Here is a 12,603-nt window from a genome sequence, read left to right on the forward strand (position 1 = left end):
ATTTGTCTCCTAAAAAGCGTCACACAAGTCCTTTGAACTGGATGTCAGTCCAAGAGAATTGTGTGACATTTATATTTTTATATTAAAAGAACGTCAAACAAGTCCTCTACATTGGGTGTCAATCCAGAAGACTTGGTTGACGCTTATATTTGGGTTGTTTTCAAAGGCCCATAAGCATAGTGGCTCATTGAGCCGGAACCCGATGGTGCCTTTTAAGTTATGTCCCAGACTTGTGAAAAACACATTTACCTATTCCCAATTGCTAGTGATTTCGGAATACGTCCGAATGTAAGTACTCTTGACCCACCCAGACAAATTATTACTATCCACCGAAACTAAGTGATAGTAAGTATCTTGCTCACGTGTACGTTTGGCCACTTTGTCAATTTTAAATTCGGCAAGGTGGGGAATCGTCGTAGATTCTAAATCTGTCATGTGCCCCAGTTTTTTAGTACCATACTGCGTATAAGGCACATAATTCCATAAGCTCCCACCAGCGTAAATACCAACAGTGTCGGTCCAATTAGACGGAATAGACGTTTGGGAAGTTGTCGTAGTAGATACTGACTTAATGCCGCCAGCAAAGATGCCGACTTTTTTACCGCCATAAACATAGCCACGATACCTACCATTCATGGTCACAACTTTGTAATACACAGATCCCGTATTGGTCACTTCATAGCCATATGCGCGGAAATAGTAAGTTGAGCCTTTATAAGACTGATTTTGATTGTTACTAGCATAATATTTTCGGTTCGAAGAACTATATGTACCAAATTTCTTCATCTGAGTTCTTGAAGCAACTAATTTAGCACCCCTAATCATACCTGGTTTCGTGTACAGAGCGTACTTGCCAATTGAAGAGACGTTTCGTTTACTGCCTGCCGTTGTAAGTTTCGTGTAACTGGTTTTAATTGTAGCAGCCGATGCATTCATTCGAGGCAAACCGTTCAGTACAAATAATTCTATTACGGAAACACCAGAAATAATTAGTCCTTTAGTTAAAGATTTCATGAACTAGTCCCTCCTTGAATAGTATCTGCATTATACAACTTGAAACTTAAAAAATGATCACACTTATAAACCTCATTAAATAAACGACTACATATTGCGTCTATTACGGCGATTTTATAAAATTAATGCAGAAAATTCACCATTTTAATTGCGAGATGAATGCCAGCTCTTAAGCCCTTCTTAAACACACGTTCCCCTATCAGATATGGTATACTGAATCCAATCTACAGGGGAGGTAGCCGATGGTTAAGCTAAGACGTACGGATTAAGTCGCGACTCTATCTAGACACATTTTAAGCCGTGAATTTTTAACTGAGGCTAAAGAATATCAGCGATTAGCGAACATTGTCAGCCAGTGGGTCTTTAATCATGATTTCCCACTGAATTGGTTGAAATTAAATAAGCATCTGTATAAAAGGTTTAGACAAGAATCGTCGCTCAGTAGTCAAATGGTGCAGTCGGTCTTTCCCACAGTTGTCGCCCGTTACAAGACGGTCCAGGCACAAATAAAGTAACATTCTTATTGCTGAAGGTAGCTGACAACAAATAGGTTCAAGTTCTCCGAGACTTGACGTGGCTGGAAACCCCGATTAATTTTCAGCGGCCTCAAGCCGATTTGGTTCGTCAGAGTAATTATTCATTAAAATTTTACGCAGCAAACTTTGCTAATTTCTGGAAGGAGTCCTCACCATGACTAAACGACCTGACTTCACGCAAACCATGAATCCCCTGGTATTTAAACGGTTTTATTGGTATCAAGCAGAGTTACGGCAAATTTGCCTTCAACAAGGCTTACCGACAACTGGAACCAAGGCCGAGCTAACCGCTTACGTCTTGGCACTACTCAATGGTCAGGCTCCCCAAGACATTCACCTCGTCAGAAAGCGGCGGAGAAAGTTGTCCCCCAAGCTAACGGCTGAGCACATAACACTAGATACGAAGCTCTTGAATTCTGGTTTCGCACTTAATCAGGAGGCTAGAAGCTTCTTTGCTCATTACTTTGGGATCCAAAAATTTTCATTTCGTAAATCCATGGCCATCAAAATGAGGACTGTTGAACGTCTGGCGGACACCAGTGCTACAGTGGCGGATTTAATTGCAGTGCTAGCCTCCACATCTGCCACCACAAAGAGCGCTGAAGAAGCCACTTATCAGTGGAATAATTTTGTTAAGGATTTCTGCAACGATCCCATCTCAAAGCTCTACACTGAACCCCTGAAGGTGGCCGCAATTTTATGGCAAAAAGTACGGGACTCTGACCAACCCAAGTCGTATCGACACGCACTGGTAGTTAAACACGCTAGCGAGTTAAGTCGTTTCTTGAAGCCGTCCTAGGAACACTGTGCCCGGCAACTCACTTCCATGAATGCCAACCGCTATCCAACCAATATAATCTGCGTACTTCAACCTCAGTTTAGTGTATTAACTAGGTTCTTTACTCGTGCACCCCTTTTCCAAAGAATGGTCAACCGACAGTTGCCAGAAAGGCCTAAAGAGACAGGGGTGAACCGGAATTTCGGTTCACCCCTGTCTCTTTGAGTAGCGTTTTTAGGCAACCAACAAGTCACTTTGTCTAAACGCTCTACTACCACCAGTCATATTCATTTACCTAATCAGTTACTTCCGACTAAGATAGTCACGGCGTTTCCTAAACAGAAAGACCGTCAGTGGCATCAAGAATGTAAATGGCAACGCCAGTCGATACGGCCGAATAAAAGCTAAGGTCAATTGGTCCTTGGTTTCACGCTTGATCGTCGCAACCGCCGTCGTCAAGACGCGATTGTCCTGGGCAACCTGTTGCGTGACAGTCCGGCTAACTTGTTGGTAAACAGTCCGTTTGGTGGTCACTGACGCTTGAGCCAGCCGAGGCTGCCGCAATGCTTGCCGATAGTTTTGACGGATGAGTCGCTGGGCTTTTGCTTTATTGATAAAAGTAGTTTGCTGGTGAGGCGTTGTCTCTGTCTTCAGTTGATGCTTTACCTGAATCAGTGTGTCACGCTTTACCTTAGCCGTCACCGTTAATGCCTCAACCCGATTTTGCGCGAAATTCCAGATATTTGTTTTTGCTGTCACTAAATTCGTCGATAGCGCTGACACAAAGATGGCCACAGCCAGGGATGTGCCAATCTGTCGGAAGACCCCGATGACGCTCTGCGATGCTGTTAATAGACTGCCAGTAAAGTCACCCGCTGCCAAGACTGTGATGGGGCCAATGACAATTCCATAACCGGCACCTACCAGGATCGCCGCCATGCAGACCTGCCAATACGCATTTGGATTCATTTGACTAAGGACGACGTAGCCACCAATCATGGCAAAACTGCCCATCAAGATGACGGCACGTGGGCCAACCTTGGCCAACAACAAGCCACTCAGCGGGGACCACATAAAAATCATGAGCGACGCTGGCGTAATCATCAAGGCCGCTAGCAATTCGCCTTTACCTTGAACCTTCGTAAAGAAGCTCGGCATCAAGACGAGTAAGGCAACCAGGAAGATTCCTGACATTACGGTCACGATTGCTGCCCCGACAAACTGTTTGTCCTTGAATAGCGTCAGTGGCACCATGGGTTGCTTGACCCGAGACTCGACCATTACAAAGGTCGCCAAAGCAACAAGACTCAGCAGTCCCAGTCCAAGGCACCGATAACTGAGCCACCCCCAGTCACTGCCTTTCACCAGCAATAGAGTCAGACTAAATAGCATCATCATTGAAAGCAGCGATCCCCAAATATCTAAGTGTTCTGCTGTTTGCCTGCTTTCGTGTCGATCAAGCAGCAGCCAGCAAAGAACCAGTGCGAGCAGGGTAAAAGGTACATTAATTAAAAAGATGCCTCGCCAGCTAAAGAACTGCGTCACGATTCCTCCAATTGTTGGCCCCATGGCAGCTGCTAACCCCTGAGTAACCCCCAGAATGGCAATCGCACTGGTCCGTTTTTCCATGGGTGCACTCTGAATGCCAATCGTCATACTAGCGGGGAAAACAATCGCTGCACCCACGCTTTGAATCCCCCGGCCAACAATTAACCATGCCACGCTGCCCGCCAATCCAGAAAATAGCGACCCAACTAGAAATAACCCTAAGCCTAAAATGTAGAAGCGACTACGACCGTGAATATCGGCTAGTCGCCCTAAAGGAATCGTCAAGGTAGCAAATAGAATCGTGTACAGATTTAGTGCCCATGAAAGCTGTTCTAAACTGACGGATAGACCTGTCTGAATTGCGGGTAACGCAATATTCATGACCGTTGTGTCCAACATGCAGAGAAAAATGCCAATGGCCATTGTCCCAACTAACTTCGTTGATTTTTTCAAGATTGAGGTCCCCTCCTAATGTGTGTATCGCTAGTTTACGAGCCCCGATGATGATAAACTAGGTTTAGGTTACAGATAAGGGAGAGGTTGTTACCTAATGGACCCACGAGACCGGAAACAGCAAAATCTGACGGCCATCTACAGCGCCTTACTAGAGTTGATGGTCCAAAAACCACTGGTGGATATTTCCATCACCGAACTTTGTCAGCAGGCTCAAGTCTCACGGACTTACTTCTATCGCCACTATCAGAATTTTAATCAGATCATTCTGGCCTATCAGACGCAGAACATGCTACGCTATCTGCGGCGATTACCGCAGACATCTAAGGTTGATTTAACGCGGTTAATGACACACTATTTTGAGAATACAAAACTAGAAGCTGAAACCTATCAGCTCTTGATTAAAAATGGCAAATTAGATATTCTGTTGGAAACATTTCAGACTGTTTTTCAACTACTCATTAAGCAAGATCGGATTGAAAATCACACGTCACGTTTAACGGCGCCTTATTACTTGGAATTTTTCTCTGGCGCTGTCATTAACGTCACGGTCAACTGGGTCAAGCATGGCTTTGTTGAATCGCCGGCATATTTAGGCCAAACAGTAGCAAGTTACGTTCGCTCAAGTAATCTGATGTAGTGCGACAAAGGTATGTTCCCACTGCCTGTAACTTAAGATTCTTGAGGCGGATGAACTTGGAAACAACTGTTCGAAAAACTTGCAATTCACTATGGGTTATTATTCCTCGTGAACTTAATGCCGAGGCCGGTGACCAGTATTTGACCCGTCAATTGAAACTAAGAAGCAATATATTTTGAGAAACGAAAACTAAAAATACTTGCAAAAGCAGATTTAATGTAGCATACTACACTAGAACAAAAAGGAGTGCTTATCGTGTCTACACCATTTTTCAAGGATACTTTGGCCCAGCAGCTAAAAATACTGAACCTAGCCGTTGAAAAGGAGATGAATAAAGGATTAAAACGTCTTGATATCTCACTAACAAGTACACAGGTCGCTGTTTTGATGCAGATGTATCTAAACACTGACCAGTCATTAACCCAGAAACAGGTTGAAACTGCTCTGAAGCTTTCCCATCCAACCACCCGTGGCATTATCAAGCGTTTAACTGCCACTGGACTTCTACAAACTTCTCCAGCCGTTGGTGACCAACGACAAATTGAACTGCGCCTGACTCCCGCTGGCACCTGGTTCATGAAGAATCATGCTGGACAGATTCAGGCACAGGCAACCCAAACCGAAGATAAGTTGGTCAGCAACCTGTCAACAGCTGACCAAGTCACTTTGCAACGTCTACTGACAACTTTATTGACCACCATGTATTAAAATAGCCTTTAGCGGGCTATTAATTTTAGTACAAAGTGTAGCTAGCTACATAAAGGAGCATGCTTATGATTACAATCGAATCAAACATTAAAAAACGAAACAGTATGTTGGCCGTCCTGTTAATTGGGGCCTTCACCATGTTATTGACGGAAACATTTTTCAACAATGCCCTGCCAACCATCATTCAAACCTACCATGTGACACAGGCGACTGCCCAGTGGGTGAGTACCGGATACCAACTGGTTGCCGGTCTCATGATTCCCATTTCAGCTTGGATCTTTCACCGCTTCAACACACAAAAAACCTTTCTTCTGCTTACTGCTATCTTCTTAATTGGTTGTCTTTGTGGATTCTTTGCTACCAATTTTAGTTGGCTACTTGTCGGTCGTTTGATCCAAGCCGTTGCCGCTGGATCCATGATTCCACTAATTCAAAATGTTGTGCTCATGCTCTATCCAGAGAACCGCCGCGGTACCGTGATGGGTATTATTGGATTGGTCGTTGCATTTGGTCCCGCTCTTGGCCCTACAGTCGGTGGTTGGATCATCGATAATCTTGGCTTAGACTGGCTGTCTGGCGTGCTAATTCCACTCGTCATTGCTTTAATGATCGCTGCCATTGCCTTCGTACGACCAGTGCTGGTTCCTCAAAAATCTCGAGTTGATTGGCTGTCTCTGGCTGAATCTTCTGTAGGCTTCGCGACTATCCTGTACGGCTTCTCAGCAATTGGTAGCGCTGGTGGATTAGATACTATCAGTGTCATTTCCTTAGTTCTTGGTATTAGCGTCCTCTATTTCTTTGGCAAACGACAGTTATCCCTTGCGAATCCCTTGGTCAATCTAACCGTTTTCAAAAATAAAACCTTCAGCTTGACCACCATTTTGAGCGCCCTCAGTAACATTGCGCTTCTGGGCGTGGAACTAGTTTTGCCGCTCTACCTTCAACGCGTGCATGGCCTTTCCGCCTTTCACTCTGGTTTAATGCTCTTACCAGGAGCCCTACTAGAAGGCTTAATCAGTCCTATCTCGGGTAAGCTGTACGACCGCTTTGGAATCCGGCCTATTTCACTCATTGGCTTTGGAATCATCACCGTTGGGACCTTGCCAATGCTCTTCTTCACGCCCCAAACTAATCTCATTTTAGTTGCTGGTGCCTACGCCTTCCGAATCGTTGGGGTCGCAACCGTGATGATGCCGACCTTTACGGAAGGGCTTAATGCTCTACCGGCCAAACTCTCTATCTACGGCAACGCGGTTTCTTCTACCGTCCGTCAGATTGCAGGCTCACTGGGAACCGCGGTCTTGATGATGGCTGTTTCCTTTGGCACTCAGTTAGGTCAAAGTGAGAGCCTGTCAACCGTTACCCGTCTCAACCACGGCTATTGGTTCTCGTTCTTAATTGCCTTTTTGATGGCACTCTTTGGCTTCTGTTTATCCTTCAGATTAGAACCGAAGTCGCTAAGTACAGATCACAAATAATTTCACCTCCGCTTCTTAGTTTCCAAACTGCAACCTCAAAAAAAACATGATGTCTCTTTGGCCAAGTACTTGCCCATCCACTACCGAATCATTGTCGGTTATCATCAGTACGTAAAACACGTTACTTAGGAAAGTGTGCGTGCAAACAGGCACTTTCAAAATCTAAGTTTGAAGATAAAAATTAGCTCTGTAAAACCCAGTCGGTCTTACAGAGCTTTTTGAATGCCAATAAATATGTCTGTAGCGTTTTAACGTCATCCACCAATTTTCACACAATCAACTAAAAAAACTAGTCCTGTTCGTTCACTGAAGATGTCTTGGTTTTCTTAAATACGAACCACTTGCTAAAGAAGTAATTCGCAACCACCACAACGACTTGATCGACCAGCTTCGTTAACATTTCATTTTGCTGTAGGAGGGAGACCCCAACCCACATGATGGCCATATCCATTAGTAGCGTTACGCCCCGTGCGAGGAAGAACGAGACCGCCTCACTTAGCAGTTCTTTCACCGACACGAAATGAGAGTGAAAGACCCACACCCGGTTGGTCACATAGGCAAATAAAACAGATAAGAACCAAGCCCAGATATTACCGACCTGGTAGTTCCACCCCCACACTGTAACCGTCACGTAAAAGACGACCAGATTGACCAACGTTGTCAGCCCACCAAAAATCAGATAGGCTAAAACATCTTTATATTTCGCGTATAGCTGTATTATCCGGTTCATTTGAAATTCTCCCCCCTGGTCTTGCTCTTCAGTCTCCGTTATAACGAAGAACATCACTTCACGCAAGAGATGGTCCTCATTTGATATAAAAAATTAAACTGTTGCGCCGCTCACCGGTTAAACCATGGTGATTAGATTTTCTGTGTTGTTGGGTGGTCAGTGTAGAAGTAGTGGTGGTCAGGTTTGAAAACGTAAGTTAAAGTAATTATTTTAATCTACACTAGTTTCAGACCTCGCCCATCGAAAAACACCATCCCGACCGTGTCGAAATGGTGTTTATAATTTAACGATTTAATCTTTCCTGAATCCTTTGAATCACGTGGCTCTTAAGCACCAGATAAATGAGCACAATTTGAATTGGCGTGGTAATCAACTGTTTGACCGCTCGGATTGGAAATAGGCTCCAAAACGGCGTCTGGTACATGATGGTTACCCATAAAGTGTTTAGCAATGCGTTGACCAGTACCGAGATGAGCACCGAGGCAATAATGATTCGTCCCCAGCTCACTGGCTTCTGATACAAAAATAACGCATAGATCAACGACCCAAGGATCGCCGACACTGTGAAGCCCACAAAATATGGTCCCCCAGAAATCAAGGTACCGACCACGTCGACCACTGCCGCCGTCATCATCCCCCACCAAGGACCAAACCATTTGGCCAATAGGGCAACGACCAAAAACGTGAAACTAAACTTGATAAACGTGTTGCCAATCGAGAACCGACTAATTACCAATTGTAGCGCCATCAACAGCCCCATTGTAACCACACTCAAAGTGTCCAGCTTGGGCAGCTGGGTTTTTGCCATCGTCTTCAATTCAGACATCTCCTAAGGGAGTTGCCACATCGCTGCGGCCAATGCGGAAATAAGATCGCGGGGAATCCCCTTCGTCCGGTGTTCACATTGCGTTCCACCAGCACTTGACGCCTTATTTCCTACTCCGTAAATTTTTAATACAGGCAATAGCATACCATATCCACTTCAAACTTGCACGACTTACGCGCGATCAAAGTCCTTGATCCAGGCCAAAGCCAACGCCTTCTCACCCAAATGGGCCCCGATGACCGGGCCAAAATACGACTGTTCCACCGGAATTTCTGGATACTGCGTCGCAATCTTAGCTGCCCAAGTCTGACCACCCTCGGGATCGTTCGCATTAATGACTAACGCCCGTAATGGGTAGTCGACCTGCGCTTGAGCCTCAACGAAGAGGTCTTCTACCCGGGCCAACGCCTTCTTACGCGACCGTACCTTCTCAAAGGCCACGATCTCGTGAGTTTCATCATCAAACGTCAATAAAGGCTTGATTCGTAAAACACTGCCAATGAAACCAGAAGCGTTGGATAGTCGACCGCCTCGAACTAGGTTTTGTAAATCATCAACGACGAAGTACTCGCCAATCGTTGACCGCAAGTCGTCTAAGCGCGCAATGATCTCTTCGGGTTCTGCACCCTTGGCTGCCATCCGCGAGGCTGCAATCGCCAAGTAACCCATCAATTTTACCGTGATTTGCGAATCATACGGAATGACCCGAATATTTTCAATTGTGGGTGCAATATTTTTCAATTGGTTCACAAAGCCCGAAATTGTGCTGGCCAAGTGAATACTGATGACGGCATCGTATCCTTCATCCGCCAATTGATTATATAAATTGATCATTTCGCCCAATGGTGGCTGGGAGGTACTGGGGAATGACTTCGAGTTACGGAGGCGGTCGTAAAATTCGCTCGTGGTAATATCAACGTCTTCATCATAGGAGCGACCATCAATGATCACCGGAATCGGCACAACGTGAATGTGATACCGCTCGACCTCTTCTGCGGACAAATAGCTGGTACTATCGGTGACCACAGCAATCTTCATTCTTACACCTACTTTTTCTTTCGTTTCGTCTATCTAGAATACCATTTTTCATAGTCGATGAAAACTAATACTTATGACAAATCCTTTTATAACGGCATTTTAAAAGTTCAGTTTAACATTAAACGACGAGAAACACACCTTTTTTCCCGGTGAATGCGCATGTTCCAATCGCAAACGCTCATTTCATATTGCCAAAACGGGTAGTCAAAGACAATTGACGATGCCTTTTGTCACATACTTTTAAAATACACCGCCCGGGAGAATCGAACTCTCGTTAACACCAGTGACGGCTAACCACAGTCAACGCTATTCAGCGCGATCTGTACTCATCCTAGGAATCAGCCAGAAGATCACTAGGCCAATCACAAATAAGATTGACAGTGAAGCTGCCCCAATTCGTGACTGACCCGTCATTTGGGTCACGATACCCACGAGGATGGGCCCCAGCACGGCCGAAAACTTTCCTAAAATATTGTAGAATCCAAAAAATTCACTCGACCGATCCTTAGGAACCAGCCGGCCAAAGTAGGATCGTGACAAGGCTTGAATCCCACCCTGACTGGTTCCAACTAAGACAGCCAACACCCAAAAATCCGTCGTCGAACGTAAGAACAAGGCGTCTGCACAGATCAATAAGTAAACAATAATAGCAATTAAAATCCCGGTCCGTGTACTGGTCTTGTTCGCCAGCCACCCATAGAAAATCGAAAAGGGAAACGCCACTAACTGAACGACCAGTAAAACCAGGATCAAAGTCGTACTGTCGATCCCAATATCTAGTCCAATCGACGTTGCCATGGTAAAGATCGTATCGACACCATCAATATAGCAGAAGTAAGCGACTAAGAACCAGGCCAGCTGCTTGTGTTGCCGCAAGTTAGCCACGGTCGTCCACACCCGTTGCCAGCTTTGTCGTAACGGTGCGCGGGTGACACGCAAGGAATGGCGCTGATGGACATTTTTTAGAATTGGCATGAAGAAAATGACCCACCAAATCGCAGCCAAAGCAAACCCCCACCGTGCGACCGCCAAGCTCGACAGCTGTCCAAAGCCGTGCGTGAACTGGAGCACCATGAAGAGGAGAAAGGCAATCACACCTCCCAGGTAACCAAAGCCGTACCCTGTGCTGGAAATACGATCCATTTGCTGGTCATCACTCACGTCGGTCAAGAAACTGTCGTAAAAGAGGTTCCCCCCGGAATAGCCTAGGACGGATAGAATGTAAATGACCAAAAGCCACTGCCAGTGTGTGGACGGCACTAGGGCAAGCCCCAGCGTCATCACCATCCCCACGGTTGCAAATCCCGTAAGCAGGCGCTTTTTAAACCCCTGATAGTCCGCAAGCGCCCCTAGGAACGGTGCTAGAATCGCCACCAGCAATGTCCCCAAGCTATTCGCATACCCCCAGTAAGCTGTCGCGTTAGCCGCAGTTACACCACGAGTCTCCGCTACGGTCTTGAAGTAGATCGGCAAAACCGCCGTGGTCACGATGATGCCATACCCCGAGTTCGCCCAGTCATAGAAGATCCAACTCCACTGTTCCTTATTCAGCTTCATTAGCGGCCACCCCCTTTAGCGCAGCAATCAGTGCATGACCGGGAAGCGCCTCTGGGAAGTGAACGTCTAGTAGCTTAGCAAAGGTGGGGGCCTCGTCAATCAGATCAGCCCGTTCAATCAGCTGATTTTCCTTCACTGCCGGTCCATTCAAGACCAACGTGGTAAAGTAATCCGGCTTATTAGGATCGTAGCCATGCACACCCTGGTAACGATCTGGTTGGCCCAAAGTTACCGGGTCAACGGCCTCCACCACCGCTGGCCGGTTTGTTTCATCCGTGAAATAGTAGCCCGCCTGGGCCTCGACCATAAACTGACAGTGTGGGTCGGCACCGCGCTTGGCAGCGGCCACCCCATCAATGACGTTAGTAACACCCGGTATTTCCTTGATCAACCGCAAAAGGTTCTTGGTATCCGCAAACTTGCGGGTATAAATGTATGTACACCCATCACAGGATTTCGCCCACACGTGCCAGTCGTTTCTGACGGTCCCCTCAGTCGTTGGCGTTAACCAGCCTTGCTGTGCAAATAGCTGGTTCAAATGAATCATATGGTCAACATTGATTTGATAATGATCGCCTAAAATGGCAAAGTTGGTCTCTGCAAACGTTCCAGCCGCAATCGTGGCATCAATCAATTTACCGACCCGGGCATCCAAACGTTTCAAGGCCGCCATCGCTTCGTCTGAACGTACGCCATAACGATGCCGCATGCTGTCCATGTCGACCAAGTGAATCAGGGTAAGCCACGGCCTCTTTGTCTGCAACGTATCGACTGCACAGGCCGTAATGAAGTCATCGAGTTCTGGTTGCTGAATTCCCCGACGTAAATGACCGTACTTTTGATTCATCCGTAATAGAAACGCTGGACTGCTGGCCTTTAATGAGACCAAAACTTGATTAGTCCAAATACGGTTCGGAAAAATTTCTGCCAGATTATAGGTAATCCGACTCCCAGCCGTCACGGGCCACAGGAAGGCTGCGGTCTTACGATGCTGCTGACGAACCAGATCATACAAAGTTGGCACCTGAACGTCTCGTTGATACCAGTACCAATCCGGCGACTGCCGCTGCGATTGGAGCTTAGTATTGTTAATGATGCCGTGTTTAACCGGGTATTGCCCCGTAATGATTGTGGTATGCGACGGGTACGTTAACGTCGGGTAGATTCCCCTGACCTGCCTGACACGCGTCCCGGTGACCACTAACCGTTTCAAATTTGGTAATTCTTCTAAATGTTCATCCAGATCACGACTACCCATCGCATCCAATGAAATCACAACTAGTCTTTGCTGAATAAT

At 46.2% G+C, this 12,603-nt stretch carries 11 protein-coding genes and 1 riboswitch; of the genes, 4 read left to right on the top strand and 7 right to left on the bottom strand.

Annotated elements, in window-relative coordinates; all coding sequences use genetic code 11:
• Positions 1 to 249: 249 nt before the first annotated feature.
• A complete protein-coding gene (locus tag EKM89_RS07060) occupies positions 250 to 1,014 on the bottom strand; it encodes a hypothetical protein (protein ID WP_125687059.1) in 765 nt (254 codons plus the stop codon).
• Positions 1,015 to 1,704: 690 nt separating this feature from the next.
• Between EKM89_RS07060 and EKM89_RS07065 the strand changes: the two genes are divergently transcribed.
• Positions 1,705 to 2,349, top strand: coding sequence for an SAP domain-containing protein (locus tag EKM89_RS07065; RefSeq protein WP_125687061.1), 645 nt, complete (start codon positions 1,705 to 1,707; stop codon positions 2,347 to 2,349).
• A gap of 282 nt (positions 2,350 to 2,631) precedes the next feature.
• Here EKM89_RS07065 and EKM89_RS07070 read toward each other — a convergent pair whose 3' ends face one another.
• Positions 2,632 to 4,332, bottom strand: coding sequence for an MFS transporter (locus tag EKM89_RS07070; RefSeq protein ID WP_225421843.1), 1,701 nt, complete (start codon positions 4,330 to 4,332; stop codon positions 2,632 to 2,634).
• 94 nt (positions 4,333 to 4,426) lie between these two features.
• Here EKM89_RS07070 and EKM89_RS07075 point away from each other — a divergent pair, with 94 nt between their 5' ends.
• From EKM89_RS07075 to EKM89_RS07090, 3 genes are all read left to right on the top strand, one after another.
• Positions 4,427 to 4,969, top strand: a complete 543-nt coding sequence (locus EKM89_RS07075; RefSeq protein WP_125687065.1) for a TetR/AcrR family transcriptional regulator — start codon at positions 4,427 to 4,429, stop codon at positions 4,967 to 4,969.
• Between the two features lie 255 nt (positions 4,970 to 5,224).
• On the top strand, positions 5,225 to 5,677 hold the full coding sequence (locus tag EKM89_RS07085; RefSeq protein ID WP_125687067.1) for a MarR family winged helix-turn-helix transcriptional regulator: 453 nt from the start codon (positions 5,225 to 5,227) through the stop codon (positions 5,675 to 5,677).
• Positions 5,678 to 5,742: 65 nt separating this feature from the next.
• Complete coding sequence (locus tag EKM89_RS07090) at positions 5,743 to 7,155, top strand: MDR family MFS transporter (RefSeq protein WP_225421841.1); 1,413 nt, start codon at positions 5,743 to 5,745, stop codon at positions 7,153 to 7,155.
• A gap of 289 nt (positions 7,156 to 7,444) precedes the next feature.
• Here the strand turns inward: EKM89_RS07090 and EKM89_RS07095 are convergent, their stop codons facing one another.
• The 5 genes from EKM89_RS07095 to EKM89_RS07115 form a co-directional block, all read right to left on the bottom strand.
• Entirely contained in the window at positions 7,445 to 7,885 is a 441-nt protein-coding gene (locus tag EKM89_RS07095; RefSeq protein WP_125687071.1) for a GtrA family protein, read from the bottom strand.
• A gap of 283 nt (positions 7,886 to 8,168) precedes the next feature.
• Positions 8,169 to 8,711: a folate family ECF transporter S component gene (locus EKM89_RS07100; protein WP_125687073.1), complete on the bottom strand. Its 543-nt coding sequence runs from the start codon at positions 8,709 to 8,711 to the stop codon at positions 8,169 to 8,171.
• A 24-nt stretch (positions 8,712 to 8,735) separates the two neighbouring features.
• Positions 8,736 to 8,831, bottom strand: a riboswitch (THF riboswitch).
• Positions 8,832 to 8,882: 51 nt separating this feature from the next.
• Positions 8,883 to 9,749, bottom strand: a complete 867-nt coding sequence (locus EKM89_RS07105) for a DegV family protein (protein ID WP_125687075.1) — start codon at positions 9,747 to 9,749, stop codon at positions 8,883 to 8,885.
• Positions 9,750 to 10,055: 306 nt separating this feature from the next.
• Positions 10,056 to 11,306, bottom strand: a complete 1,251-nt coding sequence (locus tag EKM89_RS07110) for an MFS transporter (protein WP_125687077.1) — start codon at positions 11,304 to 11,306, stop codon at positions 10,056 to 10,058.
• Positions 11,293 to 12,603, bottom strand: a complete 1,311-nt coding sequence (locus EKM89_RS07115; protein WP_164510536.1) for an alkaline phosphatase family protein — start codon at positions 12,601 to 12,603, stop codon at positions 11,293 to 11,295. Before EKM89_RS07115 ends, EKM89_RS07110 begins: the two co-directional genes overlap by 14 nt.

This window comes from Levilactobacillus fujinensis (assembly GCF_003946335.1).
GTDB lineage: Bacteria > Bacillota > Bacilli > Lactobacillales > Lactobacillaceae > Levilactobacillus > Levilactobacillus fujinensis.